The organism is Cryomorphaceae bacterium (assembly GCA_007695365.1).
Taxonomy (GTDB): Bacteria; Bacteroidota; Bacteroidia; order Flavobacteriales_D; family SKUL01; genus SKUL01.
Genome location: REDV01000108.1, coordinates 1 through 25420, shown reverse-complemented (window position 1 = coordinate 25420; position 25420 = coordinate 1). Strand labels below are relative to the sequence as shown.

At 51.9% G+C, this 25420-nt stretch carries 24 protein-coding genes and 1 pseudogene; 13 read left to right on the top strand and 12 right to left on the bottom strand.

Going from position 1 to position 25420, the window contains the following annotated elements; all coding sequences use genetic code 11:
* The first annotated feature begins 301 nt into the window (after window positions 1-301).
* The 5 genes from EA392_11740 to EA392_11720 all read left to right on the top strand — a co-directional run bounded on the left by EA392_11740 (window position 302) and on the right by EA392_11720 (window position 6498).
* Window positions 302-2242, top strand: coding sequence for a 1-deoxy-D-xylulose-5-phosphate synthase (locus EA392_11740; protein TVR37897.1), 1941 nt, complete (start codon window positions 302-304; stop codon window positions 2240-2242).
* A gap of 12 nt (window positions 2243-2254) precedes the next feature.
* On the top strand, window positions 2255-2620 hold the full coding sequence (locus tag EA392_11735; GenBank protein ID TVR37896.1) for a hypothetical protein: 366 nt from the start codon (window positions 2255-2257) through the stop codon (window positions 2618-2620).
* A gap of 146 nt (window positions 2621-2766) precedes the next feature.
* The gene (gene mgtE, locus EA392_11730) at window positions 2767-4134 is read left to right on the top strand and encodes a magnesium transporter (protein ID TVR37895.1); all 1368 of its coding nucleotides are present in this window, start codon (window positions 2767-2769) and stop codon (window positions 4132-4134) included.
* Window positions 4131-5075: a hydroxyacid dehydrogenase gene (locus tag EA392_11725; protein ID TVR37894.1), complete on the top strand. Its 945-nt coding sequence runs from the start codon at window positions 4131-4133 to the stop codon at window positions 5073-5075. Before mgtE ends, EA392_11725 begins: the two co-directional genes overlap by 4 nt.
* Before the next feature lie 19 nt (window positions 5076-5094).
* On the top strand, window positions 5095-6498 hold the full coding sequence (locus EA392_11720; GenBank protein TVR37893.1) for a T9SS C-terminal target domain-containing protein: 1404 nt from the start codon (window positions 5095-5097) through the stop codon (window positions 6496-6498).
* 12 nt (window positions 6499-6510) lie between these two features.
* Here EA392_11720 and EA392_11715 read toward each other — a convergent pair whose 3' ends face one another.
* The 4 genes from EA392_11715 to EA392_11700 are packed head-to-tail and all read right to left on the bottom strand — an operon-like array spanning window position 6511 to window position 9199.
* Complete coding sequence (locus EA392_11715) at window positions 6511-7782, bottom strand: aspartate kinase (GenBank protein ID TVR37892.1); 1272 nt, start codon at window positions 7780-7782, stop codon at window positions 6511-6513.
* Entirely contained in the window at window positions 7769-8245 is a 477-nt protein-coding gene (locus EA392_11710; protein TVR37891.1) for a GNAT family N-acetyltransferase, read from the bottom strand. Before EA392_11710 ends, EA392_11715 begins: the two co-directional genes overlap by 14 nt.
* A 32-nt stretch (window positions 8246-8277) precedes the next feature.
* Window positions 8278-8733: an RES domain-containing protein gene (locus EA392_11705; GenBank protein ID TVR37890.1), complete on the bottom strand. Its 456-nt coding sequence runs from the start codon at window positions 8731-8733 to the stop codon at window positions 8278-8280.
* Between the two features lies 1 nt (window position 8734).
* Window positions 8735-9199, bottom strand: a complete 465-nt coding sequence (locus tag EA392_11700) for a DUF2384 domain-containing protein (protein TVR37889.1) — start codon at window positions 9197-9199, stop codon at window positions 8735-8737.
* A 187-nt stretch (window positions 9200-9386) separates the two neighbouring features.
* Between EA392_11700 and htpG the strand changes: the two genes are divergently transcribed.
* Genes htpG through EA392_11685 form a run of 3 tightly spaced genes read left to right on the top strand, consistent with a single transcriptional unit; the run spans window position 9387 to window position 12306 of the window.
* The gene (gene htpG / locus EA392_11695) at window positions 9387-11276 is read left to right on the top strand and encodes a molecular chaperone HtpG (GenBank protein TVR37900.1); all 1890 of its coding nucleotides are present in this window, start codon (window positions 9387-9389) and stop codon (window positions 11274-11276) included.
* A 5-nt stretch (window positions 11277-11281) separates the two neighbouring features.
* Window positions 11282-11863, top strand: a complete 582-nt coding sequence (locus EA392_11690; GenBank protein TVR37888.1) for a LemA family protein — start codon at window positions 11282-11284, stop codon at window positions 11861-11863.
* A complete protein-coding gene (locus EA392_11685) occupies window positions 11863-12306 on the top strand; it encodes a TPM domain-containing protein (protein ID TVR37887.1) in 444 nt (147 codons plus the stop codon). The genes EA392_11690 and EA392_11685 overlap by 1 nt, the downstream gene beginning before the upstream one ends.
* A 704-nt stretch (window positions 12307-13010) precedes the next feature.
* Here the strand turns inward: EA392_11685 and EA392_11680 are convergent.
* Window positions 13011-13103: pseudogene (locus EA392_11680) on the bottom strand (energy transducer TonB).
* Between the two features lie 18 nt (window positions 13104-13121).
* On the opposite strand from EA392_11680, the gene EA392_11675 reads away from it, so the two are divergent.
* Window positions 13122-13862: a molecular chaperone DnaJ gene (locus EA392_11675; GenBank protein TVR37886.1), complete on the top strand. Its 741-nt coding sequence runs from the start codon at window positions 13122-13124 to the stop codon at window positions 13860-13862.
* Here EA392_11675 and EA392_11670 read toward each other — a convergent pair.
* Window positions 13837-14085, bottom strand: a complete 249-nt coding sequence (locus EA392_11670) for a hypothetical protein (protein ID TVR37885.1) — start codon at window positions 14083-14085, stop codon at window positions 13837-13839. The two genes, EA392_11675 and EA392_11670, sit on opposite strands and share 26 nt — an antisense overlap.
* A 57-nt stretch (window positions 14086-14142) precedes the next feature.
* Between EA392_11670 and EA392_11665 the strand changes: the two genes are divergently transcribed.
* Entirely contained in the window at window positions 14143-14892 is a 750-nt protein-coding gene (locus tag EA392_11665) for a rhomboid family intramembrane serine protease (GenBank protein ID TVR37884.1), read from the top strand.
* Window positions 14893-14963: 71 nt separating this feature from the next.
* On the opposite strand, the gene mfd is transcribed toward EA392_11665, so the two are convergent.
* The 6 genes from mfd to EA392_11635 all read right to left on the bottom strand — a co-directional run bounded on the left by mfd (window position 14964) and on the right by EA392_11635 (window position 23772).
* Window positions 14964-18305 carry a transcription-repair coupling factor gene (mfd, locus tag EA392_11660; GenBank protein ID TVR37883.1) on the bottom strand — a complete coding sequence of 1114 codons (3342 nt, stop codon included), beginning with the start codon at window positions 18303-18305 and terminating at the stop codon, window positions 14964-14966.
* Between the two features lies 1 nt (window position 18306).
* Window positions 18307-19332: a class 1 fructose-bisphosphatase gene (locus EA392_11655; GenBank protein TVR37882.1), complete on the bottom strand. Its 1026-nt coding sequence runs from the start codon at window positions 19330-19332 to the stop codon at window positions 18307-18309.
* A gap of 96 nt (window positions 19333-19428) precedes the next feature.
* Entirely contained in the window at window positions 19429-20754 is a 1326-nt protein-coding gene (locus EA392_11650; protein TVR37881.1) for a porin, read from the bottom strand.
* A gap of 22 nt (window positions 20755-20776) precedes the next feature.
* Entirely contained in the window at window positions 20777-21598 is an 822-nt protein-coding gene (locus EA392_11645; protein ID TVR37880.1) for a phosphoribosylformylglycinamidine synthase, read from the bottom strand.
* Between the two features lie 158 nt (window positions 21599-21756).
* Window positions 21757-22704 carry a phosphoribosylaminoimidazolesuccinocarboxamide synthase gene (locus EA392_11640; GenBank protein TVR37879.1) on the bottom strand — a complete coding sequence of 316 codons (948 nt, stop codon included), beginning with the start codon at window positions 22702-22704 and terminating at the stop codon, window positions 21757-21759.
* Between the two features lie 9 nt (window positions 22705-22713).
* A complete protein-coding gene (locus EA392_11635) occupies window positions 22714-23772 on the bottom strand; it encodes a PhoH family protein (protein ID TVR37899.1) in 1059 nt (352 codons plus the stop codon).
* Window positions 23773-23791: 19 nt separating this feature from the next.
* Here EA392_11635 and EA392_11630 point away from each other — a divergent pair, with 19 nt between their 5' ends.
* The 3 genes from EA392_11630 to EA392_11620 all read left to right on the top strand — a co-directional run.
* Window positions 23792-24571: a hypothetical protein gene (locus EA392_11630; GenBank protein TVR37878.1), complete on the top strand. Its 780-nt coding sequence runs from the start codon at window positions 23792-23794 to the stop codon at window positions 24569-24571.
* A complete protein-coding gene (locus EA392_11625) occupies window positions 24568-24864 on the top strand; it encodes an antibiotic biosynthesis monooxygenase (GenBank protein ID TVR37877.1) in 297 nt (98 codons plus the stop codon). Before EA392_11630 ends, EA392_11625 begins: the two co-directional genes overlap by 4 nt.
* Before the next feature lie 113 nt (window positions 24865-24977).
* Window positions 24978-25420 (top strand): gliding motility-associated ABC transporter permease subunit GldF (locus tag EA392_11620; protein ID TVR37898.1); only part of this gene is annotated, 443 nt, incomplete at its 3' end.

Genomic DNA, 25420 nt, shown 5'->3' with positions numbered 1-25420 from the left:
GAATTCATTTTTGGTACTTTAAGAACTTTATTTCCTCGGACAGGATTTCGTCCGCGAAACGGAAATGTGATAATCTAATAATGTCATTCGCGCACCCTTCCCTCGCGAGGGAAGGGCCGGGGATGGGTCCACCAACCCGGCCAAAAGCCGATCATTCACGATGCAAAGCTTGTGAGTTGAACCTGAAGTGAAGAAACCTCAGCTCGCATTAACCAGGTAAGGAAGCTCAACCACATCCCCAATGATCAAGCGCCACGAACAATAAAATGGTACTTTTGTTTTTTATTCCAAAGCGCCTACCATGGAAGAAATCAAAGCAGGAAAGCACCTCTCACAAATTGAGTTTCCGCAGGACCTGCGACAAAAATTCGACGTTGAAGACCTACCAGAGATCAGTAAGGAACTACGTGATTTTATCATCGATGTAGTGTCTGTAAAGGGCGGTCACTTTGGCGCAAGCCTCGGTGTGGTAGAACTTACCGTGGCCCTCCACTACGTATTCAATACCCCCGAAGACCAGATTGTGTGGGACGTGGGCCACCAGGCGTACGGGCACAAAATCCTCACCGGCCGAAGAAAAGTGTTCCACACCAACCGTATTTACAAAGGGATCAGTGGTTTCCCGAAACGCACAGAAAGTGAGTACGATACATTTGGCGTGGGACACAGCTCCACCTCCATCTCAGGGGCGCTCGGGATGGCCGTGGCAAACAAACTCAAAAACGATCCCCGCCAGCACGTGGCCGTAATCGGCGATGGGGCCATGACTGCCGGACTGGCCTTTGAAGGTCTGAACCACGGTGGCGCAATGGACTCCAACCTGCTGGTGATCCTCAATGACAACTGCATGAGCATTGACCCCAATGTGGGTGCTTTGAAAGAATACCTCACCGACATCACCACCTCCCACACCTACAACAAGGTAAAGGATGAAGTATGGAACCTGCTTGGAAAAATCAGCAGCTTTGGCCCCAACGCGCAAAGCATTGTGCAAAAGGTGGAGAACGCGGTTAAAACGGCCCTTCTGAAGCAGAGTAACTTTTTTGAATCACTCAACTTCCGCTACTTTGGCCCGGTTGATGGCCACGATGTGGTGCACCTCGCCAAAGTACTCGAAGACCTGAAAGACATTCCCGGACCTAAAATCCTGCACTGCGTTACCAAAAAAGGCAAGGGCTACAAACCCGCCGAAGAGGGCAGTCCCACCACCTGGCACGCTCCGGGCCTTTTTAACAAGGACACCGGTGAAATCATCAAGGTGGTTCCTAAAAGTCCCAAGCCTCCAAAGTACCAGGATGTATTTGGATACACTTTGGTTGAGCTGGCAGAACAAAACGACAAAATTGTGGGAGTAACCCCCGCCATGCCTACGGGTTGCTCGCTGAAAATCATGATGGAGGCCATGCCCGACCGCGCTTTTGACGTGGGTATTGCCGAACAGCACGCAGTAACCTTCTCCGCCGGAATGGCTACGCAGGGCATGGTGCCCTTTTGCAACATCTACTCGTCGTTTATGCAGCGCGCATACGACCAGGTAGTGCATGACGTGGCTATCCAAAACCTGAACGTAGTCTTTTGCCTTGACCGTGGTGGCTTGGTAGGTGCCGACGGGCCCACGCATCATGGGGTGTACGACATGGCCTATTTTCGGTGCATTCCGAATATGATCGTATCCTCTCCGATGAACGAATCCGAACTGCGCAACCTGATGTTCACCGCTCAGCAAGAGAATATGGGGCCTTTCTCCATTCGCTATCCGCGGGGTGAGGGCGTGATGACCGACTGGAAAACGCCTTTTAAGAAGATCAAAATCGGAACCGGACGCAAGGTGCGAAACGGCGAAGATATTGCCATTCTCACCATTGGCCCCATTGGCAATGAGGCGCTCAAAGCTGCCGAAGCACTGGAAGCAAAAGGTATCTCGGCTGCCCACTACGACCTGCGTTTTGCCAAGCCCCTGGACGAGGTGATGCTGCACGAGGTTTTCTCAAAGTTCAACAAGGTTATTACGGTAGAAGACGGTTGCATTCAGGGCGGTGTGGGTAGTGCGGTACTGGAGTTTATGGCCGATCACGGCTACCAGGCAGAGGTAAAACGCCTCGGAATTCCCGACCGCTACATTGAGCACGGCTCCCAGTCTGAACTCTACCACGAATGCGGTTATGACCAGCAAGCCATCGAGGAAACCGCCGTTGAGATGGTGGGCACCAAGGTAAAAGCGCACAGCAGCGCGGCGGGTTAACAATCTTGGGTGATGAGTGTGGCTGTGGGCGACGAATCCCAAAAGGAGTTACACTTTTATAAGCCTCGTTTCTACCCGCAAACAAGCCCTCGCAAAGGGGTGATGCAGCCTTTGTGCTTGGTGGTGAACAGTATTCTTTTGAGTCCCATCCAGCACAAGCCTGTTATGAATTACAGATTGTACGCTAAAAATTCCGAACCTTTCTCCAACCCAGTGTTGGCAATACTGGAAACACATCTGGAAGATGCATCCAAATCGGCCATTTCAAAAGAATGTGCGAGGAAATTAGATGTTGACATTGAATATGCATTTGCCTTGCTGGGCGCACTTCAAAGTAGCATTACGCATGAGCCAGAAACCGCACATAGATCAGGCTAACAGTGTTTTGACTTAAGCCATTCGCCACGGCCCCTCCGATTATCATGTACAAAGGTCTTAAGCACTCAGTGCAGCCTCAATCCCCCACCCCCAACCTTTCCTTTTTGTACATTTGGCCTCCGCACAAAGCACGTGAATAGGGCAACATGCAGTTCGAACTGACTAAAGCGTTTATCGAGGAAATCCAGAACCATCTCGACAACGGCAACAAAGTGGCCGTGGCTGCGCTTATTGCCGATTTGCACCCTGCTGATGTGGCCGAAATCATGCAGCAGTTCCGCGATGAACACGCGCGCGATTTCTTTGAACTGGTGGCCCGGGAAAAACGCGCCGATGTATTTCTGGAGCTGGATGAAGACTGGCGCGAGGCCGTTCTGAGCAGCCTGAGCTCCGAGGAAATCGCCCGCCAGATTATCGACGAGATTGACTCCGACGACGCTGCCGACCTTATCTCCGAACTGCCCGAAAAACAGCAGCAGGAGGTGATGAGCCTTCTGGAAGATGACGAGCAGGCCGACGATATCCGCCAATTGATGCGTTACCCCGAAGACTCTGCCGGGGGTATCATGGCCAAAGAGCTGGTCATGGTGCACGAAGACTGGACCATCGCACAGGGTATCCGCGAAATGCGCAAACAGGCCGAAGAGGTCAATGAAGTGTACACCATCTACGTGGTAAACGAGCAGGAAAAACTTATCGGAACCCTATCTCTCAAGCAGATGGTGTTTAACCCAAGTTCGGTGCGGGCTACCTTTAAGGATGTGGCCACCAAAGAGGCCCCCATCTTTATCCGCGCCCAGGAAAGCGCTGAGGAAGCCGCCAAAATCATGGAAAAATACGACCTCGTGGCCCTACCCGTGGTGGACGAAGCCGGACGACTACTGGGTCGAATCACCATTGACGACGTGGTAGATATCATGAAAGAAGAGGCCGAACGCGATTACCAAATGGCATCAGGTCTTTCGGATAAGGTGGACGTAAGCGATACCATCCTTGAAGTAACCCGTGCTCGCCTACCCTGGTTGGTGATCGGTCTGATGGGAGGGCTCCTCGTGGCCAATGTCATCAGCGTGTACGAAGCTGAAATTGCCAAAATTACCCAGCTCGCCCTGTTTATGCCCCTGATTGCGGCCATGGGTGGAAACGTAGGGGTTCAATCGTCGGCCATTGTGGTGCAGGGGCTGGCCAATAGCTCCATCGACATGCAGAAACTGCTGCCGCGTTTGCTCAAAGAGTTGGTTGTTGCCATTGTGAGTGGAGCCATTTGTGCCAGTATCGTATTGACCTACAACATTGTGTTTGAAGATTCGATGCGGCTGGGCTTCACCGTAGGTTTGGCTCTTTTTTCGGTGATTATTTTCGCCGCACTCTTCGGAACCTTTGTGCCGCTCATGCTCAATCGCTTTAAAATTGACCCCGCTGTAGCCACAGGTCCGTTTATCACTACGAGCAACGATATTATTGGTTTGGCCATCTACTTTATGATTGCGCGGCAATTCTTTAATCTGGCATGAACATTCTCTTTCTTGATACTGTACACCCGGAACTGGAGCAAATGCTCACCGGTGCGGGATTTCACTGTGCACACAATACTAGCGGCACGGCTTCGGAAATCATGCAGCAGCTCGCAGGTGTACACGGCCTGGTGATTCGAAGCCGCATTCCCATCAACAAAGAGCTGCTCAACAGCGCTCCCGATCTGAAATTCATTGCCCGGGCAGGTGCCGGTCTCGAAAACATTGATGTGGACCACGCGCGGAGCAGAGATGTGGCGGTCTTCAGCGCACCCGAAGCCAACCGCGACGCCGTGGGCGAGCATGCTACCGGAATGCTGCTGATGCTGTTGAATCACCTTAAACGCGCCGACATGGAAGTGCGACAGGGCGTTTGGCGACGCGCCGAAAACCGGGGAACCGAGCTGCGAAGCCTCACCGTGGGCATCATCGGATGCGGGCAAATGGGCAGCGCCTTCGCCGAAAAACTGCAAGGCTTTGGCTGCGGTATCATCGCTTACGACAAATACCGCCGCGAATTGCCCCCCGGCATTGACGCCGTGCCCCTTGAAGTCTTGCAGCAGCGCGCAGACGTGATCAGCTTTCATGTTCCGCTTACGGAGGAGACTCATTACTACTTCAACCATGCCTTTGCCCAACGCTGCAAAGATGGGGTCATCATCATCAACACCGCACGCGGCAAGGTGGTGGAAACCGCTGCTTTGGTGCGCGCTCTGCAATCGGGTAAAGTGGGTGGAGCATGCCTGGATGTGCTTGAATACGAAGGAAGCTCTTTTGAAAAGGTGCAGACCGGAATTCAGCAGGAGAATTGGACTCAACTTATTCAATTTGAGAATGTCATACTCTCACCCCATGTGGCTGGCTGGACGCACGAATCGCACTTCAAACTGTCGGCATTTCTCGGGCAAAAAATTTTGCAGTACTTTCAGGCGCAGAAGTAAAACCTGTTAACCACCAAAGATGATGCGAAGAAACTTTACCCTCCTTGCCTTCGGCATGATAACGTCCCTATGCGCACAGGCGCAACACCTTGTGAGCACAGAACTCATGTTTTCCTGGACAGCCAGCCAACTCACCCTCCAGGGCGTATTTGGCGCCCAGAATGGTGTGAACATGTACAAGGTGATCTACAACACCACCGATGCCCACGGCGAACCAACCATCGCCTCGGGAGCCATGTTTGTTCCCGACCTACCCGGCTGCGATTTTCCCATATCAGTATACAACCACGGCACAGTGTACCTCAAAACCGATGTGCCCAGCTACAATAGTGGCGAGGCGTTGGTGGGCCGTTTTATGGGGGCATACGGTTTTCTAGGCTTGTTGCCTGATTACATTGGCCTCGGCGATTCTCCCGGGATGCATCCCTACGTGCACGCAGATACCGAAGCCAGCGCCAATATTGACTTTATCCGTGCGGCAAGAGAGTACTGCGAAGCGGAGAATATAGCCCTGAATGGTCAGCTTTTTATCACCGGTTACTCTCAGGGCGGACATGCCGCCATGGCCACCGTGTATGAGATGGAAACCAACCTCAGCGATGAATTTACTGTCACGGCTTCGGCTCCCGCATCAGGGCCTTATGACCTGAGCGACATCCAAGCTACCCCGATGGCATCTCCGGAGCCTTATGCATCTCCTGAATATTTGCCCTATGTGATTTTCAGCTATCAGCACGCGTATGGCAACCTCTTTAACGAGCCGTCTGATTTTTTGCTGTCGCCCTATGACGAAGTGCTGCCTCCCATGTTTAACGGAGAATTTACCGGCGGACAAATTGCGGCTGAAATGCCCGATGTTCCCAGCCTGATTATTCAGCCCGACGAGCTGGAAGCCTTTATCAACGACCCCGCCCACCCGATGCGTGTAGCTCTCGAAGACAACGACCGCTACGATTGGGCGCCGCAGCACCCCATGCGCCTGTACTACTGCACGGAGGATCAGCAGGTGTTTCATGAAAACAGCCTGTTTACCCACGCTGTGATGATTGCAAATGGCGCGCAGGACGTAGAGCTTATGGATGGCGGAGCACTCGATCACAACGCCTGTGCCCAGCCTTCACTTTTCGGTATCCTGTTTTGGTTTGATAGTCTCAAAGAAGCTTGTTCAGGGGTGTCCGTAGAAGAGCTTGACAAAACAGACGTGAACGTGTTTCCCAATCCCGCCACAAGCATGGTACAGGTGGAGCTCACCACCCCGGGAATCTACATGCTGCGCCTTGTTAACATGAACGGACAAACCGTGATGGAAGATCAGCTTCAGGGCGACCGAATCATGCTGCAAACCGGAAACCTGGCACGCGGAAGCTACATCCTTGCCCTTGACGGCGACAACTCCTTCCGCACGGTGATTACGCTGAAATAAAGCAGCAAGAACTTAGTTGCGAACCACATAACGGGCCGTACTCCGGCTTCGTTGCTCTACGAGTATTTCCTTGCCGGCCAGCAGTTCGCGAATTACCGGCTCCGTATAATGCCGTATGGTGATGAGCGTAACGGGCTCGTTGTAGCGCACCATGTAATCGTGCTCTAGTGCCGAAAGCAGTCGCTGAATCCTGTGCGGGTCGCGGTTGGCGCACACCGAAAAACTCAAAGCCGAGTTCTGCATCAGGTTTACCCGAATGCGCTCGCGGGCCAGCAATCCAAAAAGGTGCGACAGGTTTTCCTCCACGATAAACGAGAAGTCGCGGGGTGATATGGAAATCAGTACCTGATCGTCTTTGAAAATGTAGGACGGAATCAGCGCATCATCTGTTGTGGTTGACTGGATTTCGGTTCCCGGAGAAGTGGGCTCCAGAAATGAACGCACATACAACAGAATATCGGCATTTTGCAGCGGCTTGATGGTTTTGGGGTGAATGACCGACGCGCCGTAGTAGCTCAGCTCAATAGCCTCTTTGTAAGAAATACGCGCTAGTCGTTGGGTGTTTTCAAAAAACTTGGGATCGGCGTTGAGCATTCCGGGCACGTCTTTCCAGATGGTAACGCTATCGGCCTGGAGCGCAAAGGCCAGAATAGCCGCTGTGTAGTCCGAGCCTTCGCGGCCCAGCGTGGTGGTGTAGCCGTGCGAGTCGCAACCGATAAAACCTTGTGTAACGGCCACTTTGCCGTTGGGGTGAGGCTGCACGTGGGTCCACGCGTGGTTAATTGCCTGCGTGCTGTTGTTCCAGTTTACACCCGCCTCGCGATACACCGAATCGGTGCAGATGAGTTTGCGGGCGTCCAGCCAGGTGTTGCCAAAACCCTGAAGGTTGAGCCACGCACTCACGATGGTGGTGCTTACGAGCTCGCCGTTTGATACAATCTGGTCGTATGAAAAGTCGCGGTTTTCTGCAGGGCGGGTTTGAACGCGCTCGCGAAGCTCCGACCAGATGCGCGCCACACGCTCGTGTACGGAGTCGTCGCCAGGAAAAAGCTCCGCAGCAATATCATTGTGAAACTCCACCGATTCCTCCATTTGTGCGAGGGCATCTTCGGTTTTGCCTTCTTCCCGAAAGTTCCACACTTTTTCCAGCGCATTGGTCGTTTTGCCCATGGCCGAAACCACAATCACGAGCTTGTCTGCAGGTTGCGATTGCAGCACGCGCAGCACGTTGCGTACGGCTTCAGCGTCTTTTACCGAGGCACCACCGAATTTAAAAACCTGCACCTTCGATGTCTTGTTGGGTCAGTATTCCGTTTATCCATTCACCATCGAGCGTGGCACCGTATTTCCGGTAAAAATTGAGTGCGGGTTCATTCCAGTCGAGAACCTGCCACTGCATTTGTGCATAGCCCCTTCTGCGGGTTTCGCGCATCACTTCCTCAAACAACAAGGCACCATAACCTTTACCGCGATGTGCCTCGCGCACCACGAGGTCTTCGAGGTACATACATCGCCCCTTCCACGTGCTGTAGCGCACATAGCATAGGGCAATGCCTAATATTTCGCCGCGGAGCTCACACACCCAGAGGTCAAACACCTTATCCGGTCCAAAGCCGTCCTTTTCCATGCTCTCCACCGTGGTTATCACCGCCTCGGGGGCTTTTTCGTACACCGCCAATTCGCGAATCAAATCGAGGGTGGCCGGTAAATCGCGGGGTACTCCTTTTCGAATCAGGGCTTGTTCCATGTTGCAATATTACTGGATTTTCTGATGGACTATCACGTTTTGAGCAGCCTCGGATCCAGCGGAAAAGGTTTGCGCGATTCCATTCCCACTTCTGCAAAACGCGGATGGCGACAGTTGAGCACGATATTTACCGCACTATACACCACACTGCTGGGCACCTGCAAGGCGAGGTATTTTCCCTCATCCACCCAATGTTGACCCAATTCAGCCAGTTCGGTCGGCGCGGGATAGCGGTGCCAATGTTTGGGTAGGCCTTTGATTCCCATAGCACCTATAGAGTCGTCGGGAATTTTGAGGGTAACGAGCTCCAAAGACGGATGAAGCATCGGTGGTAGATTGACCACCACCTCCAACAGGGCGATTTCAATCGTGGTGCCGGTGTAAAGAACAGGTGTTCCTTTTTTGTTCCAGCGACCGGGATACTGCGCTGCGCCCATTCCACTCAGGCCGCCCGCGTGTCGGGCCTGTACAATCCGGTAAACACGCATCTTAGCTGTACACTCCGTATTCAATTCGGCCAATAAGCTCCCGTACCCTTGCAATACCGCCGGGGATTTCCAGAAGCTCCTCCGGCATCATGCCCCCTAGTGCCTGATTCGGAAGTTCCAGCCAACTGAAAAAAGACTCAGCACTGCCAAAGGCATCAATACCAAAAAGAAATAGGTCTGTCAGCTCCATTAGTTGCACGGCGTGGTTGCGGTCCATGGTGCGATTGTCGCGAACCCATCGGTAAATCGTAGGTTCGGAAACGTTCAAAAAAGTCGCGGCCTTGTCGCGCGGAATGTTAAAATGCGTGCGGAAGTTGTGAATGGCATCGGCTTTTACCCCGCGCTGAGCAATGGCAATAAAATCGAATGAGTTGTCAATTTTACTCTTCCGCGCACTGCTGCCCAGTATTCTGGCTAGCCTGCTGTAGCGCTTTTCAGCTCGGGATTTTGCGGACTCGCTCTTCATTCGATAATATTATTTCTCATTTGAACGAAGGTAATGCTTTTTGCTTGATTGCGCAATGTCATCCGCGCAGGGAAAAGTCGCAACGTGACAATTTTCCACCACGCATAGCCAATTTGTCAGCATTTTGCCCCTTGGAACAACAATTGACAAGCGCACCGAAGCCATTTTAAACAAAATTCAATACACCATGGAAACTGTGAAAGGAAGCATCAATGTTCAAACGGAAAACATCTTTCCGATTATCAAGAAATTCCTCTATTCCGACCATGAAATTTTTCTTCGTGAGCTGGTATCCAACGCTGTAGATGCCTCTCAGAAGCTTAAAACACTGAGCAATCTGGGCGAAATGAAGGGCAACCTCGACAAGCTCAAAGTAGAGGTGCTGCTCGATGAAAAGGCCAAAACCATTACCGTACGCGACTACGGAATCGGTATGACAGCCGAAGAAATTGACAAGTACATCAACCAGATAGCCTTCAGCGGTGCCGAAGAGTTCGTGAACAAATACAAAGACAAAAGTGAGGGCATCATCGGGCACTTCGGGCTCGGGTTTTATTCGGCCTTTATGGTAGCATCGAAAGTTGAAATCATCACCCGATCTCAAAAGCCCAACTCCGAAGCGGTGGTTTGGACCTGCGACGGTAGCCCCAACTTTACCATGGAATCGGCCACCAAGAAAACCAAGGGAACCGACGTGGTGCTCCACATTGCGGAAGATTCGGAGGAGTTCCTGAGCGAAGGCCGCCTCAGCGAAATCCTCAATAAATACTGCAAATTTCTGCCGGTACCCGTGATTTTCGGAACGCGCACCGAGCAGGAAGAAGACGGCAAGGACGACGAAGGGAAAACGAAATACAAGTCGGTTGAGGTTCCCAATCAAATCAACAATACCCAACCTGCCTGGACGCGCAAACCCGCCGACCTGAGCGACGAGAACTACCAGAAATTTTACCGCGAGCTCTACCCGCTTTCATTCGACCAGCCGCTGTTTCACATTCACCTGAACGTAGATTTTCCATTTAACCTCACGGGGATTCTCTACTTCCCGCGCTTGAAAAACAACGTGGAGGTGCAGAAGAACAAAATCAACCTCTACTCCAACCAGGTGTTTATCACCGACAATGTGGAGAATATCGTTCCTGAGTTTCTCACCCTGCTGCACGGTGTGATTGACTCCCCTGACATCCCGCTAAACGTGTCGCGATCATACCTGCAGAGCGATGCCAACGTGAAAAAGATTTCCAACCACATCACCAAGAAGGTGGCTGATAAACTGGCCGAAATGTTTCGCAAAGACCGCGAGGATTTTGCCGCCAAGTTCGAAGATATCAAGGTGTTTATCGAGTACGGAATGCTTAGCGACGACAAGTTTTACGAGCGCGCCGAAAAGTTTGTGCTCTTCAAAAACACCGACGGAAAGTACCGCACACTGGAAGAGCTTCAGAACGATCTGAAAGCCACCCAAACCGACAAAGACAACAAGTTGGTGGTGTTGTACGCTGCCAACGTCGACGATCAGTATGCGGCGATTGAAGCAGCCCGCGACCGCGGTTACGAGGTGATGCTATTGGAAAGCCCGCTTACCCCGCATTTTGTGTCGAAACTGGAGCAGAAACACAGCAATATGTCGTTTACCCGCGTTGATTCTGACAGCATTGACCAGCTCATTCGCAAAGACGACGAGGCACCCTCCAAACTCACCGACGAGGAAAAAGACGCGCTCAAGCCTGTTTTTGAGCAGGTTGTAAACGCCGAAAAGTTTATGGTGGTGTTTCAGAATCTGAGCGAAAAAGACGCGCCGGTGCAGGTAACTCAAAGCGAGTTTATGCGCCGCATGAAAGAACAGCAAATGCTGGGCGGCGCCGGATTGATGGGGGCTTTTCCGGAGATGTATAACCTTGTGGTAAACGCCAACCACCCCATTGTTACCGACATCATGAAAGAGAGCGACGAAGCCCGCAAAGAAGAGCTGTCGCGACAGGTAGTGGATCTTGCCATGCTGGCCGGCGGACTGCTCAAAGGCGAGGCCCTCAAGAAGTTTATTGACCGCAGCACCCAAATGATTCAAACCCAATAATACACATGAAACGACTGTTTTATCTCCTTGCACTGGTGGGCCTTGTGGGCTCCCTGCAATCGTGCGGTTACAACGCCATGGTACAGAAAGATGAATCCATTGCCAAGGCCTGGGCCGACGTGGAGGCGCAGTACCAGCGGCGCGCCGACCTGATTCCCAATCTGGTGAATACCGTAAAAGGCTATGCCGATTTTGAGCAGGAAACACTCACGCAAGTCATTGAGGCCCGCGCCAAAGCCACCTCGGTGCAGGTAAACGCCGACAATCTCACTCCGCAAGCCATTGAGCGCTTTCAAGAGGCGCAGGCAGGACTCAGCTCGGCTTTATCGAGGTTGCTCGTTAGCGTAGAGCGCTATCCTGAACTTAAAGCCAACCAGAACTTCCTGGAACTTCAGGCGCAGTTGGAGGGTACGGAGAATCGCATCACGGTGGCCCGTAACCGCTTTAATGAAAACGTAGGCGATTACAACGGTTATATCCGTAAGTTTCCGAGGGTATTTTACGCTTCGTGGTTTGGCTTTGAGCGCAAAGGATATTTTGAAGCAGCCGCCGGAACCGAAGTTGCACCCCAGGTAAGCTTTGACTGATGGACATCCGCGACTTCCTCACCCCCGAAGAAAAAGAGCGCGTGGTAGAAGCCGTTAAGGCAGCCGAGCGCAATACTTCCGGCGAAATCCGGGTGCACCTCGAAAACCACTGCCGCGAAGACGTGCTCGACCATGCCGCATTTATCTTTGACGAACTCGGCATGCAGGAAACCCGTCAGCGAAACGGCGTGCTGTTTTACATCGCTGTAAAAGACCACCAGCTTGCCATTTTGGGCGATGCCGGAATCAACAAAGTGGTTCCGCAGGGATTTTGGGATAAGGTGCGCGACACCATGGTAGCCCACTTCAAGGAGAATCGCTATGCCGATGGACTGGTGGAAGCCCTGCACCTGGCGGGAGAGCAACTCAGCACCCATTTTCCCTTCGAAGACAAAGGCGGTGAAAACGAACTCAGCGATGACATTTCATTCGGAAACAGCTAAATGAATTTTCTTCGACATAGCCTGTTGATCCTTGCAGTGCTTTTCACAGCAACGGTATTAGCCAATGATTGTCTGCCCAAATCCCAGAATCGCCTGGTGAATGACTATGCAGGCGTATTGCCCAAAGATCGTGCTGCGGCTCTTGAGCAACAACTGGTAACTTTCAGTCGCGAAACCAGCAACCAGATGGTGGTGGTGCTCACCAACGACCTTTGTGGCCTGGAGCCCATGGAGTACGCCACGGTAATAGGGCATTCGTGGGGCGTGGGCCTGAAGGAGTTCGACAACGGCGTGGTGGTGCTGGTAAGTCCGAAATTGCGGAAAACCTTTATTGCCGTAGGTTACGGGCTGGAAGGAGCCATTCCCGACGCCATTGCGCGCCGGATTGTCGATCAGGAAATGCTCCCGCATTTTCGCAACGATGATTACGCCGGCGGAGTTGAGGCGGCCACGAACGTGTTGATGAAACTCGCCAAAGGTGAAATCAACGCAGAAGATTACCGGCAGGCCAAAGGGGATGACCCGCTGGTAGTAGGGTTGATTTTTGCCTTTTTGCTGATTTTGTTTTTCATGGTTGGGCCGGTTTCGTCGGCCTGGAAATACTCAATGGTAAACGACGTGGCCTTTTGGACGGCCATGATGTTGATTTTGAACTCGCGCACTACGCACGGTGGAGCGTTTGGCAACTTCTCAAGCGGTCGGGGTCACTTTGGAGGTGGCTTTGGCGGTGGAGGTGGCGGCGGCTTCGGAGGATTTGGGGGCGGTGGTTTTGGCGGAGGGGGCGCCGGCGGTAGCTGGTAGCACCTTAGCTTGAGATGGCCAAATTTGCCAAATGGATTGGAGGCGGGCTCGGTTGGGCCATCGGTGGGCCGATTGGGGCCCTGCTCGGCTTTGCCATCGGCTCGATGGTGGACGAAACCCAGGTAAAAGTGGTGCGCGGTGGGCAGGGCACACAAGGGTTCAGGCACCGCACCACAGCATCCGATTTTACCATGAGTTTGCTGGTGTTGTCGGCAGCGGTGATGAAAGCCGACGGCAAAGTACTGCGCTCAGAATTGGAGTATGTAAAGGCATTTTTGCGCCGGCAGTTTCCCGATTCAGAAGTGCAGCGTTTGCTTCCGGTTTTGCGCGACATCCTTCAAAAAGACATCCAGGTACTCGAGGTGTGTGCGCAGATTCGCTACAACATGGAGCACCCACTTCGTTTGCAGTTGCTTCATTACCTTTTTGGCATTGCACGCGCCGACGGTAACGTGTCGTCGCAGGAGGCCAATCTCATTGAGCAGATTGCCGCTCACCTGGGCATCAGTCCGAAAGATTTTGCATCCATACGGGCCATGTTCTATCAGGACCCGCATTCAGCCTATAAAATACTTGAGATTGAATCCAGTGCTGCCGATGCGGAGGTGAAAAAAGCCTACCGCAACATGGCCGTAAAATACCATCCCGATAAGTTGAGTCACCTCGGTGAGGCGCACCGCAAAGCTGCAACTGAGAAGTTTCAAAAAGTGCAGGAGGCCTACGAAACCATCAAGAAGCAGCGGGGCATGAAGTAGATTCTGTTCCCACATGCTCACGACGCGTGGCAGCTTGCAGGGTGTCGGCAGGAATGCGCTCCAGCATCAGCAAATGAAAGATGGAGAAACTACCCTGCATGGTTTGGTGTTGGTATTGCGGTTCAGCACCACGCTCATGTGCGGGGCTGGCAGCAAGGGCTACAGCGCTTCCATAGCACAAAAGCAGCGCAGCCAGAAAGTACTTGTGTAACCTGAATCTCATGATGATTGCGTGGTTTGGGGTAAATTTAGGGCATCATTGCGAAAAAAGCGACAGAGAATGGATCAACGGCAGAGAAATAAAATGATTGGCAGCTTTATGATTGCCCTCGTCATTGTGATGGTGCTGGCGTTGATTTTCTTCGTGGACCGCGAGTTTCAGTTGCGCCTCAGTCGTTTTGGTGTGCTGCCCCGAGATGTTACAGGCCTGCGCGGCATTGCCTTTTACCCATTGATACACGGATCATTAGAGCACCTGTTCAACAACTCCATTCCGCTGCTGGTGCTTACTTTTACACTGTTTTTCTTCTATCCCTCGCTGGCGGTTCGAACCATGTTGCTCATTTACGTGCTAAGCGGCCTGTTTATATGGATTTCGGCGCGGCAGAATTACCACATCGGGGCCAGTGGTGTGGTTTACGGCTTAGCGGCATTTATCTTTTTCAGCGGCATGTTTCGCCGCGACAACCGTATGATTGCCATTTCGTTGGTTGTTGCCTTTTTGTACGGAAGTATGGTGTGGGGTGTTTTCCCGTTTCAGGAGCGAGTAAGTTGGGAAGGTCACCTTTGGGGAGCGCTTACCGGTGTGGCACTGGCCTGGCTTTATCGCAAACAAGGTCCTCAGCCCAGGGTGTATCAATGGCAAATTGACGAAATGAACGAGCAGAAAAGGCTGGCCCTCGAAAAAATGAGACTGGTCCATCCCAATGTGGTGCGGCATCCACATTTTGTGATTCGACGAACTTCTCCGCGGAGGCAGCCGAAACAAACTCCGGTAGTCAACTACATCTACGTACCAAAGGAAGGGTAAATCATCACGCCATCGCTTCTCCCAAAAACCTCGGAACTCGTTGTCAAAACCCACAAGCCAACCAGCATCCTTTACGAAGTCTGTGGCACCCGCAACATCGGGTTGAGGACGTTTATCGCCTCGTCAATTGAAGTAACCGAGGGATACGACAAGCGCAACTTGCCGTTTTTCTCATACATCTTGTAATCGCGCGGTTGGTGTTGCACCACCTTGAGCACCTGCGAAAATGCTTCTGACTGAAAATAAGGGCTGTCTTCGTCGGCGGCAAAATGCCCAATGAGCTTGCCCCCTTTGAGCACGAGTTTCTCAAACCCTATGCGCTGCGCCATCCAGCGCAGTTCAATAGCGCGGAAGAGGTCGGCGGTAGGCTTGGGTATCCGCCCGAATCGGTCTTCCATATTGCTTCGGTAGGCCAGCAGATCTTCGCGGTTGGATAAGTCGTCCAGCTCGCGGTAAATACGCAGGCGCTCTGTGGTATCCACGATGTAATCGTCGGGGATGAGAATTTCGAAATCGGTTTCCAGCGCGCAATCATTTGTAACCTGTTCGGATGGCTCGCCGAGGTAGAGGTCTTTGAACTCGGTTTCCTTCAGCTCCTGGATGGCCTCATCCAATATCTTCTGGTAGGTGTCAAATCCCACATCCGAAATAAAGCCGCTTTGATCGGCACCCAGCAAATCGCCGGCACCGCGAATATCCAAATCGCGCATGGCAATGTTGATACCGCTGCCCAAATCGGAAAACTGCTCAATGGCCTGCAGGCGCTTGCGGGCCTCGTCATTCAGATGCTGCACCGGAGGCGCAATAAGGTAACAAAATGCCTTTTTACTTGAGCGGCCTACGCGTCCGCGCAACTGGTGCAAATCGCTCAACCCGAACTTGTGCGCATCCATGATAATCATGGTATTGGCATTGGGAATATCAATTCCCGATTCTACAATAGTGGTGGCTACGAGCACATCAAAGAGGCCGTCCATAAAGTCGAGCATCATTTGCTCCAGCTCATCGCCAGCCATTCTACCGTGGCCGATACCCACCTTTACACCCGGGCAAATACGCGTAATCATGGCTGCTACTTCGCCTATGTTCTGAATTTTGTTGTTTACGAAGAACACCTGCCCTCCCCTGCTCACTTCGTACTGAATGGCTTGGGCAATCCACTCCTCCGCAAAACTCCTGACCTCCGTAAGGACGGGGTGCCGGTTGGGCGGGGGTGTGCTGATGATACTCAGGTCGCGTGCCTTCATCATGGAAAACTGCAGCGTACGCGGAATGGGCGTAGCTGTCATGGTAAGGGTATCCACGTGCTCGCGCATGGTTTTTAGCTTGTCTTTAACGCCTACCCCGAATTTCTGCTCTTCGTCAATCACCAGCAAACCGAGGTCTTTAAACTTCACCCTGCTGCCCACAAGCTTGTGGGTTCCAATGAGAATATCCACCTCGCCCGCAGCGAGTTTCTTTAAAGTTTCGGTTTGGGCTTTGGCACTTTTGAAGCGGTTGATGTAGTCAACCTTACAGGGAAAATCGCGCAAACGTTCACTGAAGTTTTTATAGTGCTGTAACGAAAGTACGGTGGTAGGTACCAGCACAGCTACCTGCTTGCTATCGCACACGGCTTTGAATGCCGCGCGAATGGCGATTTCGGTTTTTCCGAAGCCTACATCGCCACAAATCAGGCGATCCATGGGCGACGGACTCTCCATGTCTGCCTTTACATCGCGGGTGGCCTTTACCTGGTCGGGGGTGTCTTCGTAAATGAAAGATGCCTCCAGTTCGGTTTGCAGGTAGTTGTCGGGCGAAAAGGCAAAACCCTGTGAAGCTTTTCGTTTGGCGTAGAGTTTTATCAGGTCGTAGGCAATTTCCTTTACGCGCGATTTGGTTTTGGCCTTGCTCTTTGCCCACGCTCCTGAGCCCAGTTTGTGCACTTTGGGCACTGAGCCGTCTTTGCCCGCGTACTTCGAAATACGATGAAGCGAGTGAATGCTCACGTAGAGAAGATCGTTGTCGCGGTACTTGAGCCGGATGGCCTCCTGTTCCTTGCCGTTTACCATGATTTTTTCAAGACCCGAAAACACACCCACCCCATGGTCAATGTGGGTTACGTAATCGCCCGGTTGCAAGCTATTTAGCTCTCGGATGGTAAGCGCTTGTTTGTTTTTCTGGTAACCCTCTTTGAGCCTGAAACGGTGGTAGCGGTCAAAAATCTGGTGATCGGTGTAGGCTGCGATATGCTGGGCGGGGTCAATAAAACCTCCGTGTAGCGCAAGTGGTATAGGGGTGAAATGCGCTGCCTGCTCAATATCTTCAAAAATGCGCTTGAGGCGATCGTGTTGCCGCGGGTTGTTGCTGAAAATAAGGTTGACCAGTTTTCCTTCCTCGTTTTCCCGCAGGTTTTGGGCCAGCATTTCAAAATTCTTGCTGAACCCCGGCTGCGGACGAACACCCACGTTGAGCACCTCGTCGCTTTGAGCATCTCCTTGTAAACCAAAGTCAATCAGAGGTAAGGGTTCGAGGGCATTTTGCAACTGCGCCCCGGTTAGAAAAAGCACATCCGGGGGCTGGTGCGTCAAGGGACTTTGTATGGATTCGAACTGCTGCGCGGCGCGTTGGCAGAACTGCTCCACGCGTTCGGTTACCAGGGCTGCTCCGTGCACAGCCACCACAATGTCTTCGGTAAAATCCAGCAGGCTCTCGTAGGATTCAGCGCTGATATGTGCGCTCACGTTGGGAACTACTTCAAAGCTGTTTACCTGTTTCACCGAGAGCTGATCTACCGGGTTGAACATACGGATGGAATCCACCTCATCACCAAAAAGCTCCATGCGATAAGGGTACTCATTGGCAAATGAAAAAACATCCACAATTCCGCCGCGCACCGCGTACTGGCCGGGTTCGTACACATATTCCTGCAGTTCAAAACCCAGGCTGTGCATTACTTCATGGAGGAATTCAAGGTTGTAGTTATCGCCTTTTTTGATGCGATAGGTATTGCTTTTGAGTGCCTTTTTGTTGACCACCTTTTCGGCGAGGGCTTCAGGATAGCTCACCACCAGGTGGGGGCTTCGCGCGCGGGCCAGGGTATTGAGCACCTCGGCGCGCATGGCAATTTGGGCGTTGTCGTTGAGGGAGGGAGTATAGGGTGCCCTGGAAGATTCCGGAAAGAAAAGTACGCTTCCTTCACGCTGCAGCAAACCTTCGAGGTCGTTGTGAAAATAGGCTGCCTGCTCTTTGTCTTCGAGCAGAATTACCCAATGCTTTTTTTGCTCCAGAAAGGCAGCCAGCAGCAGCAGCGCTGCGAAAGATCCTGCGTGACCTTTGAGATGAACACGGGCGTCGGATTGCAGCACCGATTGAAGCAACTGCGCAGTGCGAGCATCTTCCCGATAGCGTTGTAGCAGATGGGAAACATCCATGCTAGAACTGCTCGGACTTTCGGTATTCGCGAATCATTTCCTCCAGCTTTTCAACCATAGCCGCAGAGCCGATGTAAAGCGGCGTACGCTGATGAAGCTCTTCGGGCTTTACATCCAGCACGCGGCCTGTGCCTGTTGATGCCTTGCCGCCTGCCTGTTCGGCAATCATGGCCAACGGGTTGTTTTCGTAAAGCAAGCGCAATTTACCTTTGGGTTTGGTTGTGGTTGACGGGTACATATAGATGCCGCCCTTGATCAGGTTGCGGTGAAAATCTGCCACAAGCGAGCCGATGTAGCGCGCGGTATATGGTCGTTTGGTTTCGGGGTCGTGGGCCTTGCAGTAGTCAATGTAGGCCTGCACACCCGGATTGAAATCTCCGTAATTGCCTTCATTCACGGAGTAGATTTTTCCGTTTTCGGGAAACTTCATATCGGGATGTGAGAGACAAAACACTCCGATGGAGGGGTCGAGCGTAAATCCGTTCACCCCGTGGCCGGTGGTGTACACAAGCATGGTACTGGAGCCGTAGATTACGTAACCTGCAGCAACTTGTGCGCTTCCGGGTTGCAGGAAATCTTCGAGCACAGCAGGCGTTCCTACGGGTGAAACCCTGCGGTAAATAGAGAACAGCGTTCCGATGGAGACGTTTACATCAATGTTTGAGGAGCCGTCGAGGGGATCCATTAAAACCACATAATGGCCGCTGTTGCACAAGGGGTTGTCAAAGGCAATGAAGTCGTCATTTTCTTCGGAACCGATACCGCACACCTCACCTTGCGCTTTCATGGCCTGGATAAACTGGATGTTTGCGTACACATCCAGTTTTTGCTGAGATTCGCCCTGCACATTTTCGGTGCCGCTGGCTCCCAGAATATCCTCGGTAAGGCCGGCTTTGTTCACCTCGCGATTTACCACCTTTGCCGCCAAACGCATGGCGCTCAGCAACCTTGAAAGCTCTCCCGAAGCATAGGGAAAGTCTTTTTGTCGTTCAATGATAAACTCGTTGAGGGTGGTAACGCGTGACATGTGAGAGGCTTTGAAACTGGCTACAAATATGCCTGTTTTTGGGCAGTTAAGCGCATTGAAATTCGCCTTAGAAGATAAAGCCGATGCCAAATTCCACTACATCTGCGCGGGGCGAAAGAGAAGCACGGTTATAGCGCCACTGGTAATTTCCTTTGATGGTGATGTTTTCGCGCGGCATAAAATTAATCCCCGCCGTGATGATATCGAGATCATTTTGCACTCGGTCGAGTCCTGCAGGGAGGCGTGCACGTTTTGGTGCGTATTGAGGCGTTCGTATCGCAGAAACAGTGGCAGTTTCATTTTTTTGTTGTGTACCAGCCAGTTTTTCTTTTCCTCCTGTGGCTCCCTGCGAAGGTGTGGCAGGAGGTCGTAGCCGGCTTCAAACAGATATCCGAACACTTCGGAGCCCAGCACCTGGCCGGCATCCTGCTCCAGTGCGGTTTGCGCGTAAATTCGGTCGGTGTTGCCGAGGGTTCCGTAGGCTCCAACCGCGGTTAATCGCCATTGCTTGTGCTCCCAGGTGGCGTAGGCAGTGCCCAGCGAAATGGGCGCGCGCACAGGGCGATCCATGTTGTTGATCAGCACCGTGTTTCCCTGACCGGATTCTCCGAAATACCCCGATACACTCAAGGCTACGTTCTTGATTCCATTGTACACCAATTGGGGGTTGATAGACACTGCTTGGGGCACATCCACCCGAATTTCGCGGCCCTGACGCACCCATGTGCCACCCAGGTACTGCGCAGAATTGAGTCCTTGCGACACACCCAACACATAGCTGAGGTCCTTGGTAATGTTACCGTAAAACATCACGCCCAACTCAATCCATGTGGAAGGAACTATCAGGCGCTCAACCTCTGAGCGGTTTACCGAATAAAACATCACCGGCTCATCGTGGTTGTTTACGTAGCCTATGGTTAGCGGGTAAAAACCTACGCGGGCTTTGAAATAATCAGCCAGCAAAAAGTCAACAAATGCCTCAATCACAATTTCGTGATGGGCTTGATTGAGTCCGTCGTGTAAAAACTCAATCTGGAACTCCGAGTTCCAAATCACCTTGTCGGAAAGACGGTAGCCAAAAAAGGTTGCCAAACGGTAAAGCCCACTGTAGTACAGCTCAATATCGCCAAGCTCAGGCCCGGCTCCACCCTGAACAGGCACCTGGTTAAATTCGCCAAAACCACTGATCGACCATCGTTTATCCGAGAAAAAAATCTTTGAAGCCGCCAGCGCCAATCCTGGTTGCTGCTGGTATTTGAGTTCTTCAATGGGTCTGGTGGGTTTGGCGGTGGTATCGGGAGTGGTTTGGCTGAATGAACTTGTGGTGCATGAAGCAAGGATGAAACAAACCAAAAACCTGAAGGAAATCCTTGAAGCGCCAACGCTGTATGCGTGCACAAAGGGTATTCTGAAATTTACCATGCGTCGGCAAAATTAAACAGAATCATCGGCGGTCTCTGGGCTCCCATATTATCCTTGTGAAAACACTGTAACCGTCGTTTTTCAGGTCTGTGGGAATACCCATCAATACCCCTACCAGCAGATGGTCTCCTATGGCAATCCTTACCTGCGGACGGAAGGTGATATCCCATGAGTGGTTTTCGTAGTATTTGTTCACCTCAACACCCACAAAGTGCCGCGACCGGGGGAACATATAGTGCAGGTTACTGTGCATTTCAAAACCAACATCTACAGCATTTTCAGCAAAAGGCTGCTGAATGCGCGGGCCTGTATATATCAGGCTGTGAAAGTCCTGCCCTATGCGCTGAGCAGCCACAAAGAAAGGGTTGTACAGGTTGCCGTAAAAAACCGGTCGGCCAAAATTTTTGAAATCAGAAAACTCCAACTCGTGAATATAACCCAAAGCCAATGAGGTTTGGGTTTTCTCAGAAACCAGAAAGGTGTATTGCGCTGCCAGCTTCAAGCTTTCTACCCGGCTGCCTCGCTCGCCTTCCTTGGGGTCTTTGGCGCCAGGGCCCCGAAGAGTGACCGGCACCTCAATCTCAAGTCCGAGGCGATCAATCACAGCCCATTCGTATTCAACCAGAAGCTCATACTCGGTGTGTTTACGTTTGTCATGTGCCCCGAAACCCACGTTCCATTCGCGCTCGCCTTTATGGGCGCCCAGGTCGCGAATGAGGTCAATAAAAATGGGTTCGGCGTGGCGAACCTTGTAGGGCTTCAGCGTGTCGGGTTCAATATGAACAGAGCCCATAGCAGGTACATGGGCCCCCACCAGCATGCAGGCGAGCAAACCCAAAACCATCCACAAAAATCTTAATCGTTTCACACACGCCGTTTCAAAAAGCGCACAAAGGACTTTCAAGCAACCTTAATAACACCTTAAAGGGCCTTAAAAAAATGTAAAAGGACGTCAAAAATCGCTTTGGAGTGATGAACAGAAGTATTGCGACTTACTAAACGCTATAGAATTTGGGCAAAAGAGCCTGTAACAGCATTCTCAATCTGCGACTCGATGTTGTCATAATCTGCCGGCACAAACACCTTTCCGCTCACTTTCTCAAAGAGCTCACGGTAGCGGTTGCTTACGGATTGCACAAAATCGTCGGTCATTTCGGGGATTTGCTGACCGTCCTTACCCTGGAAGCCATTTTCAATCAACCACTGACGCACAAATTCCTTGCTTAACTGCTTCTGGGGCTCACCACGCTGCTGGCGTTCCGCATATCCCTCGGTGTAAAAATACCGCGATGAATCAGGGGTATGAATTTCATCAATCACCAGGATTTCCCCGTGGTGGCGACCAAATTCGTACTTGGTATCTACCAGAATCAGTCCTTTGTCTGCGGCCATTTCGGTTCCGCGCCTGTAGAGAGCCCTCGTGTACTGTTCGAGTTGCTCGTATTCTGCTTCGGGCACAATACCTTGTGCAATAATCTCTTCGCGACTGATGTCTTCGTCGTGGCCTTCCGAGGCCTTGGTGCTGGGCGTGATAATGGGCTCAGGGAACGGGTCGTTTTCTTTCATCCCGTCGGGCATGGGCACCCCACAAAGCGACCGGTGTCCGTCGCGGTATTGCCTCCATGCGTGGCCAGTGAGGTAGCCCCGGATAACCATTTCCACCTTGTACGGCTCGCAAGCCTTTCCCACAGTTACGTTGGGGTGGGGCAAGGCGATGGTCCAGTTGGGAACAATATCTTCGGTTGCTTTCAGGAAGTGCCACGCCAACTGATTCAGCATCTGCCCTTTGTAGGGTATACCCCTTGGCAACACCACGTCGAAGGCCGATATCCGGTCGGTTACCACCATCACCATCAGATCGTTGGCGATACGATACACGTCGCGCACTTTACCGTAATACACATCCGTTTGTCCGGGAAAATCAAATTGGGTACTTGTAAGGGCTTTCATAGGAATGAATCAGGAAAATGCCTGGATGATAACGTTTACCAAACGGTGACGGATCACGTCGTTTTTATCGAGAAAAATCATGGCAATTCCATCCTTGTTTTCTAGCACATCAATGGCTTTTACAAGTCCGGATTTCTGTTTGGGTGGTAGGTCAATCTGGGTGATATCGCCCGTGATCACAAAGCGGGCTGATTTTCCCATTCGGGTGAGGAACATCTTGAGCTGCCCTTCGGTGGCGTTTTGGGCTTCATCGAGAATCACAAATGCGTTATCGAGGGTTCGGCCGCGCATAAAGGCCAGCGGTGCAATTTGGATCACCCCTTTTTCAAAGTGGTCATTGAGTTTTTCCGGCGGAATCATGTCGCGCAGCGCGTCGTAAAGGGGCTGCAAGTAGGGATCGAGTTTTTCGCGCAAATCACCGGGTAAAAAACCCAGGTTTTCGCCGGCCTCCACAGCTGGCCGGGTAAGGATAATACGTTTCACCTCTCGGTTTTTCAAGGCTCTTACTGCCAGCGCCACCGCCGTGTAGGTCTTTCCTGAGCCCGCAGGCCCGATAGCAAAAACCATATCGTGTGTATCTACGGCCTCTACCATCTTGCGCTGATTGGGAGTTCTGGCCTTAACCTGCAAGCCTCCGTGACCGTGCACAATCACCTCGTTGGAGCGGGCCTTATCGGCGAAGCTCAGGTTGTCTTCAACCATGATTTTCTCGATGTTCACCGCGCTGAGCTGATTGTAGCTTTGGATGTATTCCTTGCAGAGGCGCAGCTTTTGGTCGAAACGCTCAAGTTCATCTTCGGGGCCCACAGCGGTTATCTCCCGGCCGCGAGCCACAATTTTGAGTTTCGGGAAGTAGTTTTTGATGATTTTGAGATTCCGGTTGTTTACACCGAGCAGTGTGGTGGGCTCAACGGAATCAATGGTAAATTTGCGCTCTGACAAAGGCTTTGGCGGGATGAATAAGGAGAAAATCCTTCGTTGATTAATGACTAATTTTGACACCGCAAAGTAACTAAAAAACCTGCCATTGTCTGCGGCAAACGCCACCGAAAATTCGCTTCCGGCCATCATCACCCTCACATCTGATATGGGGCTGAAAGATCATTATGTGGCCGCTGTAAAGGGCTCCATCTATTGTTCCCTTCCTGATGCCCGGATAGTGGACATCACCCACCAGATTGACCCCTTTGACCTTCAGCAAACTGCGTTTATTGTGCGCAATGCTTTCCGCCACTTTCCGAAAAAATCGGTGCATATCATTGGCGTGAAGCCCGAAATTGATTTGGGAGAAGACCTGATGCACGTGCTCGTGGAGTACGACGGTCATTTTTTTCTGGGAGCCGACAACGGCATCTTTTCATTGATTTTTGACCGCCACCCCGACCGCATTTTTGAACTTGAGTTGAGCCAGGACATTGACGACATGACCTTCCCAACGCGCGATGTATTTGTGAAAGCAGCCTGCCACCTTGCAAGGGGCGGCACACCCGAGGTCATTGGGCGGCAACGCCAGCAACTGCGCAAGCTCAGTGCGCTGCAGCCCATTGCCAACGGCAACACCATTCGCGGCAGCATCATTTACATAGACCGCTACGGAAACGCGGTTTCCAATATTTCAAAAAGTTTTTTCAGAGACACCTTAAAATCAAGACCTTTTGAACTGTATATCTCAGGAGGCAACCGGGCACCTTTGCGCGAAATCTCCTATGCCTACAACAACGTTTCTCCGGGCGATGCCGTGGCGTTGTTTAACTCCGGCGGACAACTGGAAATTGCCATCAACGGAGGCTCCGAAACCACGGGGGGCAGTGCACGCAGTTTACTGGGCTTGCGCATCGGACACCCCATCAGAATTGAAATCAAATGATCACTCGAATCGTAAAAATGACATTCAGGCCGGAGTGCACCGACGATTTTCTGGCCCATTTCCAAACATACAAAAAAAGCATCCGCAGCAGCGCGGGATGCAGGCATCTTGAACTGCTGCGCGACGACCAAAATCCGGAAATATTTTTCACTTACAGCTTTTGGAAAACTCCTGAACATCTGGATGCTTACAGACAATCTGAGCTGTTTGGTATTGTGTGGAAACAAACCAAAATGTGGTTTGCCGAAGCCCCTGAGGCCTGGACCGTGAACCGCCTTGAAATCATGCCTTAGAAACGTTAAAAATACCCAAACTTTGTTCGGCCGTGGTGCTGCCATCACCCGCCATTGCAGATTAAAACCCGTAATTTTGGCCACCTGCCCGCAGGGCAAGACTACCCGAAACCATGCTGTCGCTGCTGTTAAAGGAAATCAAGAGTTTTTTGAGTTCGCTCATCGGCTACATTGCCATGGCGGTGTTTCTTGTGCTCACAGGTCTGTTTCTGTGGGTGTTTCCGGGAGATTTCAACGTTCTGGACCTGGGATACGCCGAGCTGGAGCCTTTTTTTACACTTGCACCGTGGGTATTTATGTTCCTGATTCCGGCCATTACCATGCGAACCTTTTCGGAAGAAATGCGCACCGGCACCATAGAGCTTTTGTACACCCGTCCGCTCAGCGATATGCAAATCATTCTGGCCAAAACCCTGGCCGGTGTGTTTCTTGTGATACTCGCCCTTCTGCCTACCCTTGTTTACGTGTACAGCCTTTACCTGCTTGGTAACCCCCGCGGCAACCTCGACATGGGTGGTGTGTGGGGTTCTTACCTGGGGCTGTTGTTTCTGGCATC